The 17,876-nt window shown below is 74.3% G+C and carries 14 protein-coding genes; 9 read left to right on the top strand and 5 right to left on the bottom strand.

Translation table 11 applies throughout. From position 1 onward, the window contains the following. The first annotated feature begins 140 nt into the window (after positions 1 to 140). From fxsA to ABT160_RS11865, 8 genes are all read left to right on the top strand, one after another. Positions 141 to 344, top strand: coding sequence for an FxSxx-COOH cyclophane-containing RiPP peptide (fxsA, locus tag ABT160_RS11900; protein WP_351646561.1), 204 nt, complete (start codon positions 141 to 143; stop codon positions 342 to 344). Continuing rightward, positions 284 to 1,513 (top strand): FxsB family cyclophane-forming radical SAM/SPASM peptide maturase, encoded by a 1,230-nt coding sequence (locus ABT160_RS11895; RefSeq protein WP_351646559.1) that lies wholly within the window; start codon positions 284 to 286, stop codon positions 1,511 to 1,513. Before fxsA ends, ABT160_RS11895 begins: the two co-directional genes overlap by 61 nt. Further along, complete coding sequence (locus ABT160_RS11890) at positions 1,510 to 2,520, top strand: aKG-HExxH-type peptide beta-hydroxylase (protein ID WP_351646558.1); 1,011 nt, start codon at positions 1,510 to 1,512, stop codon at positions 2,518 to 2,520. Before ABT160_RS11895 ends, ABT160_RS11890 begins: the two co-directional genes overlap by 4 nt. 141 nt (positions 2,521 to 2,661) lie before the next feature. Beyond that, a complete protein-coding gene (locus tag ABT160_RS11885; RefSeq protein WP_351646556.1) occupies positions 2,662 to 4,047 on the top strand; it encodes a TIR-like protein FxsC in 1,386 nt (461 codons plus the stop codon). Further along, positions 4,044 to 7,994: an FxSxx-COOH system tetratricopeptide repeat protein gene (gene fxsT, locus ABT160_RS11880; protein ID WP_351646554.1), complete on the top strand. Its 3,951-nt coding sequence runs from the start codon at positions 4,044 to 4,046 to the stop codon at positions 7,992 to 7,994. Before ABT160_RS11885 ends, fxsT begins: the two co-directional genes overlap by 4 nt. 257 nt (positions 7,995 to 8,251) lie before the next feature. Next, positions 8,252 to 9,874 carry an FAD-dependent oxidoreductase gene (locus ABT160_RS11875; protein ID WP_351646552.1) on the top strand — a complete coding sequence of 541 codons (1,623 nt, stop codon included), beginning with the start codon at positions 8,252 to 8,254 and terminating at the stop codon, positions 9,872 to 9,874. A 52-nt stretch (positions 9,875 to 9,926) separates the two neighbouring features. Next, positions 9,927 to 10,490 (top strand): rhodanese-like domain-containing protein, encoded by a 564-nt coding sequence (locus tag ABT160_RS11870; protein ID WP_351646550.1) that lies wholly within the window; start codon positions 9,927 to 9,929, stop codon positions 10,488 to 10,490. Positions 10,491 to 10,556: 66 nt separating this feature from the next. Continuing rightward, positions 10,557 to 10,826 (top strand): metal-sensitive transcriptional regulator, encoded by a 270-nt coding sequence (locus ABT160_RS11865; RefSeq protein ID WP_351646548.1) that lies wholly within the window; start codon positions 10,557 to 10,559, stop codon positions 10,824 to 10,826. 151 nt (positions 10,827 to 10,977) lie between these two features. Here the strand turns inward: ABT160_RS11865 and ABT160_RS11860 are convergent, their stop codons facing one another. Beyond that, positions 10,978 to 13,023: a glycoside hydrolase gene (locus tag ABT160_RS11860; RefSeq protein ID WP_351646546.1), complete on the bottom strand. Its 2,046-nt coding sequence runs from the start codon at positions 13,021 to 13,023 to the stop codon at positions 10,978 to 10,980. Positions 13,024 to 13,316: 293 nt separating this feature from the next. Between ABT160_RS11860 and ABT160_RS11855 the strand changes: the two genes are divergently transcribed. Then, positions 13,317 to 14,087 (top strand): hypothetical protein, encoded by a 771-nt coding sequence (locus ABT160_RS11855; RefSeq protein WP_351646544.1) that lies wholly within the window; start codon positions 13,317 to 13,319, stop codon positions 14,085 to 14,087. 54 nt (positions 14,088 to 14,141) lie between these two features. On the opposite strand, the gene ABT160_RS11850 is transcribed toward ABT160_RS11855, so the two are convergent. Genes ABT160_RS11850 through ABT160_RS11835 form a run of 4 tightly spaced genes read right to left on the bottom strand, consistent with a single transcriptional unit; the run spans position 14,142 to position 17,800 of the window. Continuing rightward, on the bottom strand, positions 14,142 to 15,311 hold the full coding sequence (locus ABT160_RS11850; protein ID WP_351646543.1) for a hypothetical protein: 1,170 nt from the start codon (positions 15,309 to 15,311) through the stop codon (positions 14,142 to 14,144). After that, positions 15,308 to 16,099, bottom strand: a complete 792-nt coding sequence (locus ABT160_RS11845; RefSeq protein ID WP_351646542.1) for a PP2C family serine/threonine-protein phosphatase — start codon at positions 16,097 to 16,099, stop codon at positions 15,308 to 15,310. Before ABT160_RS11845 ends, ABT160_RS11850 begins: the two co-directional genes overlap by 4 nt. 7 nt (positions 16,100 to 16,106) lie before the next feature. Next, positions 16,107 to 16,844, bottom strand: a complete 738-nt coding sequence (locus tag ABT160_RS11840; protein WP_351646699.1) for a vWA domain-containing protein — start codon at positions 16,842 to 16,844, stop codon at positions 16,107 to 16,109. 29 nt (positions 16,845 to 16,873) lie between these two features. Continuing rightward, the gene (locus tag ABT160_RS11835; RefSeq protein ID WP_351646541.1) at positions 16,874 to 17,800 is read right to left on the bottom strand and encodes a hypothetical protein; all 927 of its coding nucleotides are present in this window, start codon (positions 17,798 to 17,800) and stop codon (positions 16,874 to 16,876) included. Positions 17,801 to 17,876: the final 76 nt, after the last annotated feature.

Raw genomic sequence — 17,876 nt, 5'->3', positions numbered from 1 at the left:
CGGAGTCGTGCTCCCGGCCGGGCGTCGGCCGGGGCGGGTGCCGCTGTGGCCGCGTGGCACGCAGATGGCTGGTCGTGTTCGCGTGTGCGTACGGTCACTCTCTGCTATATGCTCCGCTCAAAGCGAATGGTAAGGGGATCATGGACACGATCAATTCGCCCGCCCCGCTGGTCTCGATCCTGGCTGATGTCGGCGATCTGAGTGATGCTGAGCTGGCCGAGCTGCCCGACACGGTATTCGGTGCGATGGTGGCCCGACTGCGGGACGACGCCCTGCATCCCTCGTGCGAGCCGGTATCGGCGTTCGGTTCGGCACTGGCAGAAGCGGTTCGGCAGGGGTCGTGATCCTCCGTCAGTTTCTGCTGAAGCTGCACGGCCGGTGCAACCTTTCGTGTTCGTACTGTTACGTGTACGAAGCAGCGGATCAGAGCTGGCGGGCGAAACCGCGGCGCATGGAGTCCTCGACGGTCCGGCGCACGGCCGAAAGGATCGCCGAGTACCAGCGTGGCGGGGATGCGTTTTCGGTCATTCTGCACGGGGGGGAGCCGCTCCTCGTGGGTTCCCGTCACCTCGACGAGACCCTGCGCGTCCTGCGCGGGGCCCTGGGTGACCGGGCCTCGTTGTGGCTTCAGACGAACGGGATCCTGCTCCGTGACCCGGAGATCCTCCGGGTCCTGCGCGACCACGGGGTGCGCGTCGGGGTCAGCGTCGACGGCAGCGCCCGCGACCACGACCGCAACCGCCGCTTCGGCGACGGCCGCGGCAGCCACCGCAGCGTCGTCGAGGGGATCGCGGCGCTGCGCGCGGAGCCCAACAAGCCCTTGTACGCGGGGGTCTTGTGCACCGTCGACCTGGCCAGCGAGCCCGTGGAGACCTACGAGGCGCTGCTCGATCTGGAGCCCCCGCGGATGGACCTGCTGCTGCCGCACGGCAACTGGAGCGCTCCGCCGCCCGGGCTGCCGGGCGGCACGCCGCCCGCGGCCCCGCCGGTGCCGGGCGGAACCCCCACGCCGTACGCCGACTGGCTCTGCGCGGTCTTCGACCGCTGGTACCGGGCGCCCCGGCGGGAGACCGGCATCCGGCTCTTCGAGGAGCTGATCATGCTGATCCTCGGCGGGCGGGCCGCCAGCGAGCTGGTCGGGACCGGTGCGGCCGACCTGGTCGTGGTGGAGACGGACGGCACGCTGGAACTCGCCGACAGCCTCAAGATCGCTTACGACGGTGCGGCCGCCACCGGCCTCGACGTCGTCCGGAACTCCTTCGACGAGGTCACCCGCCATCCTGCCTTCGTCCCGCCGCCGCGCGCGAAGGTGTGCGGTGACTGCGCGCTGGAGCGGATCTGCGGCGGGGGCCTGCACGCCCACCGGTACCGGGCCGGGGCGGCCGAGCCGTTCGTCCAGCCCACCGTGTACTGCCAGGACATGGCGGTTCTCATCGCCCACATCCGGGACGCCCTCGGCCGGGACGTCGCGGCGCTGCGGGAACGCAAGATGCAGGGAGCGGGAGCGCGATGACCCAGCCGCACCTCATTCCGAGGGACCGGTTCCTCGCGATCGCCCGCGGGCGCGGGGGCGCGGAGGCCGTCTCCGTCCTGCGGGCCGGTCAGCTGAGCAAGCGCCGCCTGATGCTGGGGGCCGTGCGCAGGGCCGCCGAGGAGCGGCACCCCGAGGCGGTGCGCGAGGCGCGGCTGGCGGAGACGTTCGAGGAGCTGGAGCAGGTGCGCCGGCTCTCCCGCAGGCAGTGGGAGGAACTGCTGCTCGCGCCGTACGTGGACCTGTGGGCGGCCGAGTGCCTGCAAGCGCTGCACGGGGGCGACGGGGCGCCGCCCTGGCTCGACGGCCTCGGTCAAGTCCTGCGCGGGCAGGGACACTTGGTGAGGGTGGAGGCCGAGGGCCGGGTCCTGACGCTGCGGATCGACGACCGCGGCCCCTACCGGGGCGCGCACGGCGACCCGGTGCCCGGGCCGCTCGCCGCCGACGTGGTGCGCCGCTGGGAGGCGATGCTGGCCGGGGCCTGGCGGGTGCTGGTGACGCGGCACCGCTGGTACGCCGACGCGGTGGGCGCGGGGCTGACGACGCTGGTCCCGCTCAGCCCCCGGCCCGACGGGACGAGCGTCTCGTCGGCGGTGCGCCGCGGCTACGGTGCCGTCGGGGTGTCGCTCCCGGAGAGCCCGGAGCGGCTGGCGCTGGCGCTGGTCCACGAGTTCCTGCACGTCCAGCTGGGGGCGCTGCTCGATCTCGTACCGCTGCACGGGCCCGACTCGGGAAAGCGCTTCCACGCGCCCTGGCGGGCCGACCTCCGGCCGACCGGGGCCCTGTTGCAGGGGACCTATGCCCATCTGGGCGTTTCCGACTTCTGGCGGACGGAGCGCGGGACGTACGCCCGGGAGCAGTACGCGCACTGGCGCGGGCCTACCCTCGAAGCGGCCGAGACGCTGCTCGAATGTGGTGAACTCACTACTGAGGGGCGGGAGTTCGTGTCAGAGTTGCGGCGGACGATCCTGTCGTGGAGCGAGGCGTAGCCGGGTTCTGGCCAGAACGTGACTGCGCGTCGGGCTGGTTCGGCTTCGGGGAGGTAGCCGGACACCGGCCGGGGTATGCCCCTCATCCAGGAGCGCGGTGAGTCCTGACATCGGATTGCTGCAGCCGTGGAGGGGACGCGGGTGGGGCCGTACTTCTTCCTGAGTTACGCCAGGGTGGACGACAAAGACGCGTACGTGCGCCAGTTCTACGAGGACCTGTGCGCCGTGATCATCGAGAAGACCAGCGGGAACGCGCAGGTGCCGGTCGGGTTCAGGGACAACAGCTCGATCCGGATCGGCGAGTACTGGAGCGAGAGCCTGGCCCGCGCGCTGGGCACCTGCCGCTCCATGGTGTCGCTGTACTCGCCGGCCTACTTCCGCAGTTCGTGGTGCTCCCGCGAGGCGGGCGTGATGATGCGCCGCGCCGGGCGGCACCCCGGCCGCGAGGCCTCGCCGCTGATACCCGTGCTGTGGCAGCCCGTCGAAGTGCCGCAGGAAGTCGGTCACATCCAGTACCTGACGGAGGGCTTCGGCGGCTGGTACGCCGACGCGGGACTCCAGCGCATCGTCCAGCAGGGCCGCACCGGCGAGGAGTACAGGACGGCCGTCGAGCTGATCGCCCAGCGGGTCATCGACGTGGTCCGCGAGGACTTCCCGCTGCCCGCCCACCCCATCCAGCTGGCTCATGAGCCGCTGTCGTTCCAGCCGCGCGCCGAGCCCACCCGCCCCGGGAGCAGCGTGCGCTTCTTCGTCGCGGCGGGCACCCGGACGAGCGCCCCGGAACACCGGCGCGAAACCCCGTACTACGGGACCAGCGGGCTCGACTGGAACCCCTACCACCCGCAGGAGGAGTACCCCCTGTACCAGCAGGCGCAGCGGATCGTCACCGCGCAGGGCTACGGCACCGGCTACCAGGAACTGGGCACCGGGCTCGTCCGCCAGCTCCAGCGCGCCTGGCGGGACGACCAGGTGACCATCCTGCTGGTCGACGCGTGGAGCGCGACGGCGCAGGCGCACCGGGGGCAGCTGCAGGAGTTCGACCGCACCGAGCACCCGGCCACCGGCGTCCTCGTGCCCTGCCACCCGCCGTCCGAGCGCGACGAGCACGCCCTGTGGAAGGAGGTCACCGAGGTCTTCGAGCGCAAGGCCTCGCGCGGCGCCCTCGACGCCCAGTTCAAGCTCCGCGTCGAGGCGGACGGCTTCAAGCACGCGCTGGGCGCCATGGTCTCCGCCGCGCAGAACAACCTCATCCGCAAGCGCCAGGCCGCGTCGGGGCCGCCGGCCGGCGGCGACGGCGCCCCGCCCGCCACGCGGCCCATCCTGACCGGGCCCACCGGCGGCGCGGCCCCGGCCCGCCCGCGTGCGCAGGACCCCCGCTCCCAGCCGGGGGCGTCGCTGCCGCGCTGGTCCGGGCTGCGCATCTCGTACGACCCCTACGCGGCCGGCGACCCGCCCGGGACCGGCGTCGGGGACGACACCGGCGGAGCGGGCGACGGCACCCGCCACCTGGAAGGGCCGAGCGCATGAACAGCCCCGCCACGAGCGGCGACGGCACGGTCGTCACCTTCTACTCCTTCAAGGGCGGCGTCGGCCGCACGATGGCCCTGGTCAACACGGCGTGGATCCTCGCGAGCAACGGACTGCGCGTGCTGATGGTCGACTGGGACCTGGAGGCGCCGGGCCTGCACCGGTACTTCCACCCGCTGCTCGTCGACCCCGAGCTCGGCTCCACCGAGGGCATCATCGACCTCATCCGCGGCTACGCGCTGGGCGCCGACGTGCCGGGCGCGCAGGAGTACGAGGATCGGGCCGAGTGGTTCCGCGAGCGCGGCGACGTCGACCGCTGCATCGTCGGGGTCGGCCTCGACCTCGACGGCGAGGGCCGCCTGGACTTCCTGCCCGCCGGGCTCCAGGACGAGGGCTACTCCGCCGCCGTCTCCACCTTCGACTGGGACCACTTCTACACCCGGCTGCGCGGCGCCGACTTCCTGGCCGCGCTCCGCGACGAGCTGCGCGGGCGCTACGACTACGTGCTCATCGACAGCCGCACCGGCCTGTCGGACTCGGCCGGGATCTGCACCGTCCTGCTGCCCGACGTGGTGGTGGACTGCTTCACGCTCAGCGCCCAGTCCATCCTGGGCGCCGTCGCCGTCGCCGAGTCCATCCGCGCCCAGGTGCCGCCCCGCCCGGTGCGCATCCTGCCCGCCCCGATGCGGGTGGAGTACGCGGAGCAGAAGAAGCTGGAGGCCGGGCGGGACCTGGCCCGCAGCTGCTTCCTGCCGTTCCTGGACGGGATGACCCGCGACGAGCGCGAACGCTACTGGGGCGACGTGGAGATCCCCTACCGCCCGTTCTTCGCGTACGAGGAGATCCCCGCCCCGGTGGGCGACCGGCCGCACCAGGGCGCCAGCCTGCTGGCCGCCTCCGAGCGGCTGACCGGCCGGATCACCGAGGGCCGCGTCAGCCAGCAGCAGCCGATGCCGGAGACCATGCGGCGCGCCCTGCTGTCCTCGTACGAGCGCACCAAGCCGCCCGTCCCCGCGGACGTGTTCCTCAGCTACGCGCCGGCCGACCGGATGTGGGCCGAGTGGATCGCCGCGCGGCTCACCGGGGTCGGCTACCAGGTGGCGCTCGGCGGGGCGGCCGAGCACGCGGGCGCCGGGGCCCTCACCGAGGTGCGGCGGGCCCTGGAGGGCTCGGGGCGCATCGTCGCGCTGCTCTCCCGCGACTACGTGCGCCTGCCGCACGCGCACAAGCTGTGGGAGGCGGTCGCGGCCCGTGACCCGGAGGCGTCGCAGCGGATGCTCATCCCGATCCGCATCCACGAGGCGCCGCTGCCCGTGCCCTTCTCGGACCTGGTGGCCGTCGACCTGGTGGAGTGGGACGGGGCCGAGGAGGCCGAGGCGGCCCTGCTGACCGCGGTCGGGCTGCCCGGCCCCGGCACGGGGGAGGCCCCGGCGCAGCCCGCGCCCACCGACGACGACCGCGGCCCGCGCTACCCGGGTACCCCGCCCCCGGTGTGGCAGGTGCCGCCCCGCAACGCCGCGTTCACCGGGCGCGGTCCGATCCTGGAGGAGATCCGCGACGGGTTCGCGGCGGGCGGGCCGCCGCAGACCGTCTACGGCATGGGCGGGGTCGGCAAGACCCAGGTGGCCACCGAGTACGCCCACCGGTTCGCCGCCGAGTACGACGTGGTGTGGTGGATCAACGCCGGACAGCCGGGCCTCGTGCGCCAGGGCCTCGCCGCGCTCGCGCCCCGGCTGGGGCTGCCGGCGGGCGACGACGTGACCGTCACCTCCAACGCCGTGCTCGAATCGCTGCGCCAGGGCCGGCCCCACCGGCGGTGGCTGCTGGTGTACGACAACGCCGAACAGCCGGACGTACTGGCCCCGTTGCTGCCCAGCGGGCCGGGCCACGTGCTGATCACCTCGCGCAACCGTGCCTGGGCCGAACAGGCGACCCAGGTGGAGGTGGAGGTGTTCGCCCGGGAGGAGTCCGTACGGCTGCTCCAGGCGCAGAATCCGGAACTGCCCGACCACGCGGCCAGCCTGGTCGCCGAGAAGCTCGGCGACCTGCCGCTCGCGGTAGCCCAGGCGGCCGCCTGGCTGGAACAGTCGGCGATGCCCGTGGACACCTACCTCCAGCTGCTCAACAGCCAGTTGGCGACCATGCTGGAACAGGAGTCGGTCACCGCCTACCCGCGCTCGGCCGCCGCCACCTGGCTGCTGTCGCTGCGCGGCATCCGCGAGTCCACTCCGGCCGCCGCCGAACTCCTTGAGCTCTGCGCGTTCTTCGGACCCGACCCGATCCCCATGTGGGCGCTGTACGGCAACCGCGCGGTGGAGTACATCTCCCGCCACGACCGGCGCTTCGAGGACCCGATGCGCATGGGCACCCTGTTCGCCGAGATCAACCGCTACGGCCTGGCCCGCACCAACCAGAGCGACCAGACGATCACCCTGCACCGGCTGGTGCAGGAGGTGCTGCGCGGCCAGGTGGCACAGGAGGAGTGGGCGGCCATGCGGGCGCACGTCCACGCCATCCTCGCCGAGGCCAACCCCGGCAACGCCGAGGACCCGGCCTTCTGGGACCGGCACGCCTCCCTGATGCCCCACCTGCGGCCGTCGAAGGCCTTCACCAGCCACGACAGCCGGGTGCGGCGGTGGATCGTGGAGACCGTGCGCTACCTGTGGCGCCGCTCCGACTACTCCTCCGCGCAGGAGACCGCCGAGCTCGCGCTGGAGAGCTGGATCCCCGACTTCGGCGAGGACGACCCGCTGGTGATCTACCTGGAGACCCAGTACGCCAACGTGCTGCGCTCCAGCGGACGCATCGAGGAGGCGTACGCGCTGGACGAGGCGGCCCTGAACCGGGCCCGCGCGGTGCTGGGCCCCGAGGACCACTACACCCTGCTGGCCGCCGCCAACCTCGGCGCCGACCTGCGCAGCAAGGGGGCCTACACCCAGGCCCGCGACATCGACCGCGAGACGCACACGCTGTGCCTGCGGGTGTACGAGCGCGACCACCCCCGGGTGCTGTTCGCGGCCAACAACCTGGCCGTGTCGCTGTTCCTGGTGGGCGACCGGCTCGGCGCCCGCGACATCGACCGCGAGGTGTGGCTGGCCCGGGTCAGGGTCTCCGGGCGCACCCACCCCGACACCCTCAACACGGCCAACAACTACGGGCGCGACCTCAGGGAGACGGGCGCGCTCAGCGAGGCCCTCAAGCTGCTGCAGGAGACCACCCAGGCGTTCCGCGAGACCACCGGGGAACGCCACCCGGCGACCCTGCGCGCGGCCCGCAACCTCGCCGCCACGCTGCGCCGGATGGGGCGCTACGACGAGGCGGCGGTGCTCAGCACGGACATCCACGCCACCTCGATGTCGGTGCTCGGCCCCGACCACCCCGACACCCTGGCGGCGGCCGTGAACCTGGCGTGCGCGCTGGTGGCCTGCGGGCGGGCGGAGGGCGCCCGGGCGCTGGCCCAGGACACCCTGGACCGGCACCGCGTCCAGCTCGGCGAGCGCCACCCCTTCGCCCTGGCCTGCGCCAACAACCTGGCGATCTACCAGCGGCTGACCGGCGAGCGGGAGGCGGCGCTCGCGCTGTCGCGCAGGACGATGCACCAGTACCGCGAGGTGCTGGGCCCGGACCACCCGTACACGCTCACCAGCGCGATGAACCACGCCACCGACGTGCTGGCGGGCGGGGACCCGGAAGGGGCGATCGAGCTGGAGCGCGCGGCGTACGGGGCGTTCGTGCGGGTCCAGGGGGCCGACCACTACGACGCCATCGGCTGCGCCTCCAACCTCGCGATCGACCTGCGCGAGGCCGGGCTCGACGACGAGGCGCGGCAGGTGCACCAGGAGGCGCTGCGGCAGGCCCGGGCGACCATGGGCTATGAGCATCCGACGACGCTCGCGGTACGGGACTGGGTGCGGCTCGACTCCGACATCGAGCCCCCGGCGACCTGACGGTCCCGTCAGGTCGCACGGCCCGGTGCACGCCCCCCGTGCCGCGGGCCGCACGCGGCCCGGAGCCCGCCCCGGTGCGGGCCCCCGTGGCACATGGCCGCGGCGCGTCTGCTCGGTACGTGGTCGGTCGTGTTCAGTACGTGTCCGATGCGTTCTGTATGGCCGTAAAAATACCCCCCGGGGTACAGGGTGATACCCTCGGGGGTATTGGCCCCCACGCCACACCCCCCACTCACCTCCCACGTCAGGAGAACCCGGTGAAAGTCGTCGTGATCGGAGGCGTCGCCGGCGGCATGTCCGCCGCCACCCGGCTGCGCAGGCTGGACGAGCAGGCCGAGATCGTGGTCCTGGAGCGCGGCGCGCACGTCAGCTACGCCAACTGCGGGCTGCCCTACTACCTCGGCGGCGTCATCCCCGAGCGTGACGCGCTGCTCCTGCAGACCCCGGAGTCGCTGCGCTCCCGTTTCGCCCTCGACGTACGCGTGCGCCACGAGGCCCTCGACGTCGACACCGCCGCCCGGACCGTGCGCGTGCGCGACCTGGAGAGCGGGCGCGCCTACACGGAGACGTACGACGCGCTCGTCCTCAGCCCCGGCGCCGCGCCCTTCGTGCCGGACCTGCCCGGTGTCGAGCGCGCCCGCACCCTGCGCGACGTCACCGACGCCGACCGGATCGCCGCCGACCTCGACGGGGACGTCCGCACCGCCGTCGTCGTCGGCGGCGGGTTCATCGGCGTCGAGGCCGCGGAGAACCTGCGCGGGCGCGGTCTCGACGTCACCCTCGTGGAGCTCGCCGACCAGGTCCTCGCGCCCCTCGACCCCGAGATGGCCGCGCCCGTCGCCGCCCGGCTGCGCGCCCACGGCGTCCGCGTCGAGCTGGAGGCCCGGCTCGCCGAGGTGCTGCCCGCCGGAGTCGTCCTCGCCGACGGCCGGGAGCTCGACGCCGACCTGGTGCTGCTCGCCATCGGCGTGCGCCCCGAGACCGCGCTCGCCCGCGCCGCCGGGCTGGAGGCCGGTGCCCGCGGCGGCATCGCCGTGGACGCCTCGCAGCGCACCAGCGACCCGCACGTGTACGCCGTCGGGGACGCCGCCGAGAAGCGCGACGCCCTCACCGGCGACGCCACCCTGGTGCCCCTGGCCAACCTCGCCAACCGGCACGGACGCCTGGTCGCCGACGCGATCGCCGGGCGGCCCGTCGCCGCCCGGCCCGCCGTCGCCACCGCCGTCGTCCGCGTCTTCGACCTCACCGTCGCCGCCACCGGCTGGAACGAGAAGCGCCTGCGCGCCGCCGGTCACCCCTACCAGGCCGTCCACCTGCACCCCGGCTCGCACGCCGGCTACTACCCGGGCGCCTCGCCGATCGCCCTGAAGGTGCTCTTCGACCCCCGGGACGGCCGCCTCCTGGGCGCCCAGGCCACCGGGCGGGACGGTGTCGACAAGCGCGTCGACGTCATCGCCACCGCCATCGCGGGCGGCCTGACCGCCCCCGACCTCGCCGACCTGGAACTCTCCTACGCCCCGCCCTACGGCTCCGCCAAGGACCCCGTGAACATGGCCGGGATGATCGCCGAGAACCTGCTCACCGGCACCGCCCGCACCGTCCAGTGGCACGAGCTCGACGCGGCCCGCGCGGCCGGTGCCACCCTCGTCGACGTGCGCACCGCCGAGGAGCACGCCCGCGGCGCCGTCCCCGGCGCGCTCAGCGTGCCCCTGGACAGCCTGCGCGAGCGCGCCGCCGAACTCCCCGGCGGCGAGCTGATCGTCCACTGCCAGGTCGGCCTGCGCGGCCACAACGCCCAGCGGCTCCTCACCCACCTCGGCCGCAGCGTGCGCAACCTCGACGGCGGGTACGCGACCTGGGCCGCCGCGACCGCCGCCTGAACCGCCCGCCCCGCCCGACCACCCGTACTGCCCCAGCGAAGCGAGAGACCCCATGCACCTCAGCCCCGCCGACCTCCGCGCCCGCGACCGCGCGGACACCCTGGTCATCGACGTCCGCACCCCCGGCGAGCACGCCGCCGGACACGTCCCCGGCGCCGTCAACGTCCCCCTGGACAGCCTCCACGAGCTGCTGCCCGAGCTCGGGCGCGCCGTGGTGCGCCGCGAGCTGGTCGCCGTCTGCGCCTCCGGGCAGCGCTCCGCCACCGCCGTCGCCCGGCTCGCCGAGGCCGGGATCGCCGCCCGCAGCCTGGACGGCGGCACCCAGGCCTGGGAGCGGGCCGGACTGCCGCTGCGCACGCCCGGGGACGCCCCGGCCTCCGCCGTCTGGGCCATGGACCGCCAGGTACGGCTCACCGCGGGCGCGCTGGTGCTCGCGGGGCTCGCGATCGGCGGCCGTGCGCCGCGCGGGCGCCTGCTGTCCGCTGCCGTCGCCTCGGGACTCGTCTATTCGGCGCTCAGCAACACCTGTGCCATGGCCACGGCCCTGGGCAAACTACCCTTCAACCGTCCCCGTCCCGGGGCCCTCGACACCGCACGCCGCGCCCTGCGCGGCTGAGGCGGTGGACCGGGGAAGCGCAGTGGAAGCACGAGCAGTGGAAGCACGACAGGAAGGGCCGCGCGCATGAGTGCCAGCAGCCAGGAAGCGATGACCCCCGTACTCAACCGGCTGCGCCGTGCCCAGGGACAGCTGGCCGGTGTGATCGCGATGATCGAGGCGGGCCGCGACTGCAAGGACGTCGTCACCCAACTCGCCGCCGTGTCACGGGCGTTGGACCGGGCCGGCTTCAAGATCATCGCGTCCGGCATGCGGGACTGCCTCAACACCGCGGACGGCGAGCAGCCCCCGCTGAGCGAGGCCGAGCTGGAGAAGCTGTTCCTCGCGCTGGCGTGAGCCGGTCCGGCGGGTGCGGCGTGAGCTGCCGCGCCGGGGCGTAGTGGGCTTCGGCCGTACGCAGTCGTGGGCCGGTCCGACGGGTGCGTACGCCTCCTTCGGCCGTACGCACCCGTCCTTCGGCCGCACGCATCCGCCGGACCGGCCGGTCTCACTTCACCGGGCAGATCCGGCGCGCCTTCTCCTCGCCCTTCAGCTTCGCGTCCGCGCAGCCCGCGGGCAGCCCCTGGTACGCCTTCGTGCCGAAGTTCGCCGTCACCGTCAGAACGCCGTCGCCGAACACGCTGCGCTGCACCGTGCGGTCCGCCGTCAGCTGCCGGAAGGCGCTCATCGGCTCCGTGCCCGCCGCCAGGTGCAGCGGTCCGAAGTCCTTCTGCAGCCCGGCCATCTCCTTGCCCGCCGACTCCAGGTTGGCGCCGGACAGCGTGAAGTTCAGCGGCGTGTTGTACAGCAGCGACATCAGGGCCCGGTCGCGCTTCTGGTCGGGCAGCTTGTCGTACGGGATCTCCCAGCGGTCCGTGCTCACCAGCACGTCGTGCAGCGCGGTCTGGTAGATCGGCACCCGGTAGCGGGGGTCGTACATCGACGTGGCCAGGTCCTTGGGCAGGGTGGTCGGCTTGAAGAAGAACGCCGGGGCCTCGGCCGGCCAGTAGGCGCCCCACTTCTCCTTGTCCTTCTGGAACGCCCACAGCCCGTCGTTGACCGGGGTCAGCGCGCCGTGCGTGAACGCCGGGGCGCCCGCGGACCAGCCGACCGCCGACTCCGAGCCGAGCACCGGGCGGCCCGCGGCGGCCAGGGCCTCCATGCGGGCCAGCCGGTTGGCGCGGTCCCGCTTCTTGTTCTGCGGGTGCACCGGGCTGTGGTCGGTGAACAGCTCGCCCGCCGCGTCCACGTCGAGGAAGTAGCTGTTGACGCCGTTGGCGGTCATCTCCCGCTGCCGGTCGGCCAGGTAGTGCTTCTCGGGCTCGGCCTTGCGGAACGCCTCGGTGCTCAGGTAGCAGCCGCGCCCGCCGAAGCCGGTCTTGTCGCTGCCGTCGGCCTCCTTCACGCAGAAGTCCGGGTAGACCTTGTCCGGCCACTTCGCGACCGGGGTGTCGGCGCCGTCCGCGGGCTGCCCGTTGTCGTACGAGTCGTACGGGCCCGCCAGGTAGCCCGCCTCCCGCGCGGCCCTGACGGCCTCGCGGTCCATCGGGTTGTCGTTGGCGTCGTAGCCGAGCCACAGCCGCCCGTTGCCCTGGGCGCGCAGCGTGCGCACCGACTCGGCCTTGAGGGCGTCCCCCCACAGGTAGGCGTGCTCGGCGCCGAGCAGCCGGGCCGTGTCCGGGTTGCGGGCGATCTTCTCGCGCAGGGTGCGCACCCCGCCCTTCTGGTCCAGGTAGCGCCGGTAGTCCGCGCCGGTGGCGACCGGCGAGGCCTGCGCCACCGAGAACAGCACCTGGTACTCGCGGGTGTCCTCGGACGCGGAGAACGCGTGCCGGGCCGTCGCGTTCAGCCGCCCGCCGCGCGACGCGAAGGCCAGCGAGGTGCCGACGGACTCGGGCACCAGGTAGCTGACCGAGCGGCCCTGGGTCGTCCACCCCCACACCGGCAGCGTCAGGCCGCCGGTCTCCAGGTCCGCGGCCGTGCCCGCCAGGCCCGCGCCCGGGCTGTTCCAGAACGGGTCGTCCGCCGGGACCGACAGGCCCTCGCCGCGCGGCACCTCCAGGGACGCGGGGCCCCGGCCCGGGCCGGTGGCGGGCCAGTCCAGCGAGGTGTCGCGGGAGGCGCGGACCGTCACAGAGACCCGCCCGGAGGCGCTGGAGGCCGTCACGGTCAGGCCGGCCGCCGGGTACGACCACACGGCCTCGCGCCCGCGCACCTCGACCCGCCCGGGCGTGCCGAGCTCGCTGCCCGCCGCCCCGGACACCGGCACCTGGGCGGCGCCGCTGCGCGCGGTGACGCCGAGGGTCCGGGTGTCCACGGTGAACCGGGTGCCGCCTGCGGAGAGCTCCACCGCCGCGCCCCTGACCGTGGGCGCGGTGTCGCCACCGGGCGCGGCGGCCTGGGCGGGGGCGGTGCCCGCGGTGGTGGCGAGGGCCGCGGCCAGCGCGGCCGACGAGGCGAGGGCGCGCCGGCCGAGGGGGCGTCCGGACGCGCGCGGGGAGGGGGAGGGGCCGGTGGTCGCGTGCCGCCGCTCGGCGGGCGTGGGGTCTGCCATGGAGCCCAGGGTGTCCTTGGCACGTAAGAGAGTTCTAAGAAGGGGCGGGGAAGTGGCGTGCGAGGTCAGCGCAGTTCAGGCGGGACAACGCGGCGAGAAGCCCGTGGAGAGGGGTTCACACCGAGAGGCCCGTGGCGAAAAGTCAAGCAACGCGCGGCCGCACGGCGTGTCGTGCCCGTGGCTGCCGCCAGAAGGGGGAACTCCCCACCCACACGCACCAATCGCGATCGCATCATCATCTGATGTGACGTCGGCTGAGGGGGCACAGCCCATCCGGAAGGGAAGTTCCCCGCATGTCCTCCTCCATCCGCTTCGCCTCGCGCCGCTCCCGCGTGCTCGTCACCGCGGCCACCGCGCTCGCCCTGGCCGCCGTCCCCGCCGTCGCGGTGGCCGCCCCGGCCGGTGACGCCGTCGCGCACCGCGCCGTGACCGCGCCCATGATGACGGACGTCCCCGTCGACGGCGGCATCACCACCTTCAGCCTGTCCGCCAAGGCCCAGGCCGCGCTCAAGGCCAAGGGCGTCGTCCTGGCCGACGTCGACACCGAGGGCAACGTCCAGGCGCACGTCTACGGCGGCGCGAAGCTCAGCCTCGGCGTCAAGGCCGGTGCGGTCGCCAACGTCAAGGGCAAGCTCGGCGGGCGCATCCAGTACTCGGGCGCGGGCGTCGCCTTCGTCAACGTCAAGACGAAGAAGTTCGTCAAGGTCACCGACTTCGAGGCCGACCTGACCACCGGCACCCTGTCGGCCCGCGTGGACGGTGACGCGACCGTCCGCCTGGGCACCTTCGTCCGCCCGAACGTCAGCGCCGTCGTCGACGCGCACGCCGGTCTGCTCAACCTGAACACCAACATCTCGGTCTCCGCCGACGCCGCGGCCCGCCTCAACGCGGCCCTGGGCGCGGACTGCTTCGTCGGCGGCTCGGCGCTGCTGGACGTGCGCGGCGACATCTCCCTGGACGCCAAGGTCGACCTCAACGTCGCGCTCGGCCTGAAGCTCAAGGTCGACCTCGACCTGGGCGCGATCCTGGGCATCCGCCTCGGCGGCCGGGCCCACATCGGCTGACCCGAGCCGCCGCCCCCGCGCGACAGGCGCATGCGCGGGGGCGGCGCCCGGCCCTCACAGGGCGATCAGCACCACCATCAGCAGCACCAGCAGCACCGCGGCGATCAGCAGCGCCCGCTGCGTGTCGCCCATCCGCGCGCCGCGCGCCTCCGGTGCGCCCGGCACGGGCGCCGTACGCAGGTTGAACACGTCGTGGCCGGTCTCCTCCACGCGCGCGCACCACGGGCAGCCGGGCAGGTGCGAGCCGTACGTGTGACGGGGGCGCCGATCACACACCCGTACGCCCGCCCGCTCGCGGTCCAGGGCCCGCAGCCACTCCTGCGCCGACGGCCTGGCCGCCGGGTCCAGGGCGCCGGGCCCGAAGGCGCGCCGGGCCAGGGCGAGCAGCCCGGGCGGCAGCACCGAAGGGTCGACGGTGCCGCGCGGGATGACGACCCGCTCGGGACGCACCACGTACGAGATGCTCGCCGCGATGTTGTCCTTGACCGTGGACTCCGAGCGGCTGTCGTGCGGGACCCCGCCGTAGGGGTGGTTGCCCGCGGTCAGCAGCTGGTAGAGGAGCACGGCCAGCGCGAAGTCGTCGCTGGCGCGGGTCGCCGGGCCGCCCGCCTGGCGCTCCGGCGCCGAGTACTCGGTGGTGTGCATCAGGCAGGGGAACACCTCGCCGCTGACGGCGTCGGTGAAGGCGATGGAGTCGCAGTCCAGGAACGTGACGAACCCGTTGGTGTCCACCACGACGTTGCTGCTGGAGAAGTCCCCGACGACCAGGTCCTCGTCGTGCATCCGGGCGGTCATGAACGCCAGGTTCCAGGCGACCCCGAGCAGGAAGCGCCAGTCGGCGCGCTCGTGGAACAGCCGCACCCGCTGGGCGCGGGTGAACAGGGCGACCAGCTGCACGTGTTCGGGCTCCCCGAAGCGCTGCATCGCGTACCCGAGGAACGCGCCGCCGGGACTGCGGGCCAGCGAGGTCGGCCAGGCCAGCTCCGGGCGCTGGGCGCTGTCGGTGGGCCGGTCGCCCAGCGGCGCCATGGTCAGCATCCGGGCCAGCCGCCGCTCCTGGTCGGCGCCGGGCCGGTCGCGGTACAGCTTGACGACGATGCCCGGGTCGCCCTCGACGGGGTGCACCGCCGCCTGCCCGCCGTCCTTGAGCGAGGTGGGGGAGAGCAGCACGGGGCGGCCGTCCAGGTGGACGGTGATGCCCCCGGGCCCGCCGGGGGCGCTCACCGCCCGCTCCCCGGACGAACGGCCCGCAGCAGCGTCTTGTCGTCGCCGTTGAGCGCGGTGAGCCGGTCCGAGCGCAGCAGCGCGGCCAGCTGGGGGTCCTCGTCGAGGATCTCGCCCCGGTCCAGGGAGCGCAGCACCGCCGTGGCGAAGGAGTCGTTGGGGGTGGCGCCCGGCCGGGTCAGCGCGGCCTGCGCCAGCCCGTCGGTGGACAGGAACGCCCCGTCCACCTCCGGGTCGCGCACGCACTGCACGCTGAGCCGGTGCTCGGCGCCGTAGGAGGTGAGGAACGTCGTCTCGTTGCCGTACTCGCCGACCGCGTCGGGCTGCGGCAGCAGGTGGAACTGCGGCCTGCCGCCGTCGGACCCGGCGCGCAGCACCACGAAGCCGTCCCCGACGCTCAGGTGCCCCAGCCAGTCCGGCGCCAGGACCAGTACGGTCAGCGTGGTCGCGAAGTCGTCGGCCACGTCCCCGGTGCGGTGGCGGAACTCCCGCGCCACGTCCGCGAACGCCTCCCGCAGCGTCAGCTGGACCGCGGTGCCGTCCGGATCGGCCCGCGCGGCGCGCGCCGCCCGCTGGGCGAAGCGCTCGGCCGCCAGGTCCGCGGCCAGCCGGGAGCCCTCGTCGGAGCGCGGCCGGCTGCCCGCGCCGTCGGCGACGGCGAGCGCGGTGACCGGGCCGCTGACGGCGCACTGCCACGCGTCCTGGCAGGGCGTGCCGGTGCGCCGGTGCCGGTAGCCCTCGACGCTCAGCCCGTGCACCCGCCAACTCCCCTTCCCCTCCTGGTCCATGGCGGCCTCAGGCCTCCCACGCCGGGCGCTGGGTCTTGAACTGGCTGAAGATCTTCTCGAAGACCTCGTCGCCCGCGCCGCGCTGCTCGGCGTTGGCGCTCGCGGACATCATCTGGAGCAGCTGGCGGAACGGGAAGCCGTGCAGCCGGGCGTGGAACATCGGCGCGAACGCCTGGAGCACCTGCTCGCCGGTGTCCGTGATGCCGCCCACCCCGATCGCGTAGAGCCGGAAGCGCCGGGCCTCCTGCTCGGCGGCGAGCACGGGCACGATCCGGTGCCAGGAGGTGGTGAAGTGGCCCGTGCCGTCGGTCGGGATGCCGTCGGTGACCAGACAGATCTGCGGCCGGTAGTACTGCAGGCCCTGGGCCCGCAGCTCCTGCTTGCGGGCGGCGACGACCTGCATGGCCAGCTCCAGGGCCTCGGTCATCAGCGTCACCCCGGACGCGGTCAGCCGCGGCGGGCGGAAGGCGTGCGCGGGCAGGAACGGGCTGACCCGCTCGCCCGGTTGCAGCGCCTCGGGACCCCGGTAGGCGGTCACGCCGCGCCCGCCGAAGGTGATGACCGCGACCTCCACGCTGTAGCTGAGGCTGACGTCGTCGTGCAGCTCGCGGGTCCAGTCGTCCAGCGCCGCGTTCAGGGTGTCCATCGGCGCGCCGGTCATGGAGCTTGAGGTGTCGAGGCAGAGCACCAGCGGCAGCCGTTGCGCGTTGTTCTCGAACTCGATGTCGGCGTACTCGGCCGGCATGGTGGGCGTCTGGTGGCGTCCGCGGATGCTCACGGGGTCTCCTGGCGGGTCTGGGGATGGGCCTGCAGGACGGCGGGGTCCCGGTCGTGTGTGCCGCTCACCTCGACCGGTTCGCCGGGGTCAGGGGGCGGGGCGCCGGGCGCGGTCCACACGGCCCGGTACAGGCTGTGGTCGAGCTCCACGTAGCCCTGGGGGCGCAGGGCGGTGCGCACCACGGCGGTCCGGGTGGGGCCGCGCGGGGCGGCGCCGGACGGGGGCCGGGCGGCCGGCGGCGCGGGTGCCGGTGCGCGGCGGGCGGCGGGGACGGGGCCGCCCGGGTGCGCGGCCGCGGCGAGTGCCGGGCGAGGGGCGCGCGAGCGCCGTACCACCGCGAAGAGCAGGACCAGCAGTACCAGCAGGACGGCCACGAGCAGCGCGGTCGCCCACGGGAACGGCTGCTCGTCGGTGCCGAACGCGTCGGTGCCCGGGCCGATGTCGTCGGCGGCCTTCGCCGCGATCATGTCGCTGCCGCGCAGCGGCTTCCTGGCGGCCGCGCCCTGCTGCGGCGCGGCCAGCAGCGTGCACAGGGCGGCGGAGCAGCCGCCCGCCGCCCGCAGCGCGGCGAGGGCGTCCGGGCGCAGCCGGGTCACCTCGGCGCCCGGGTCCACCAGGCGCTCCCCGGCCAGCGCGAGGAGCAGGGTGCCGCCCTCCCCGGTCGGCCCCCGGCCGGGGGCCAGGACCACCAGCGGGCCGCGGGCGAACGCGGCCTTGCGCTCGGCCAGTTGCCAGTCGGAGGGCTTCCCGCCGGTCGCCAGCGGGTCGCGCAGGGTGACCACCAGGGGCGCGCCGTCCCCGGTGCGGTCCCCCCAGCAGGACAGGCGCGCCGCGAAGTCGCCCGAGCAGTCGGCGCCGTGGGCGGCGGTGGCCGTCAGGGGCAGCAGCGCGAGGGCCAGAAACCCGATCCAGATATGCCTCATCCGGGGATGCACACCGCAAATATGGGGGCTTGGTCGGCCGGTTCGGAAGGGGTGGGAGGCCCGCGCCGCCGCCACT

It is taken from the genome of Streptomyces sp. NPDC001941 (genome assembly GCF_040296945.1).
Classification (GTDB): domain Bacteria; phylum Actinomycetota; class Actinomycetes; order Streptomycetales; family Streptomycetaceae; genus Streptomyces.
Note: the sequence above shows the minus strand (reverse complement) of the source record. Positions and strands in the feature narration are given on the sequence as shown.

Excerpts from the sequence above, each read along its gene's own strand:
- fxsA (WP_351646561.1), top strand. The coding sequence starts at position 141 with ATGGACACGATCAATTCGCCCGCCCCGCTGGTCTCGATCCTGGCTGAT.
- ABT160_RS11890 (WP_351646558.1), top strand. The coding sequence starts at position 1,510 with ATGACCCAGCCGCACCTCATTCCGAGGGACCGGTTCCTCGCGATCGCC.
- fxsT (WP_351646554.1), top strand. The coding sequence starts at position 4,044 with ATGAACAGCCCCGCCACGAGCGGCGACGGCACGGTCGTCACCTTCTAC.
- ABT160_RS11870 (WP_351646550.1), top strand. The coding sequence starts at position 9,927 with ATGCACCTCAGCCCCGCCGACCTCCGCGCCCGCGACCGCGCGGACACC.
- ABT160_RS11865 (WP_351646548.1), top strand. The coding sequence starts at position 10,557 with ATGAGTGCCAGCAGCCAGGAAGCGATGACCCCCGTACTCAACCGGCTG.
- ABT160_RS11860 (WP_351646546.1), bottom strand. The coding sequence starts at position 13,023 with ATGGCAGACCCCACGCCCGCCGAGCGGCGGCACGCGACCACCGGCCCC.
- ABT160_RS11855 (WP_351646544.1), top strand. The coding sequence starts at position 13,317 with ATGTCCTCCTCCATCCGCTTCGCCTCGCGCCGCTCCCGCGTGCTCGTC.
- ABT160_RS11845 (WP_351646542.1), bottom strand. The coding sequence starts at position 16,099 with ATGGACCAGGAGGGGAAGGGGAGTTGGCGGGTGCACGGGCTGAGCGTC.
- ABT160_RS11840 (WP_351646699.1), bottom strand. The coding sequence starts at position 16,844 with ATGCCGGCCGAGTACGCCGACATCGAGTTCGAGAACAACGCGCAACGG.
- ABT160_RS11835 (WP_351646541.1), bottom strand. The coding sequence starts at position 17,800 with ATGAGGCATATCTGGATCGGGTTTCTGGCCCTCGCGCTGCTGCCCCTG.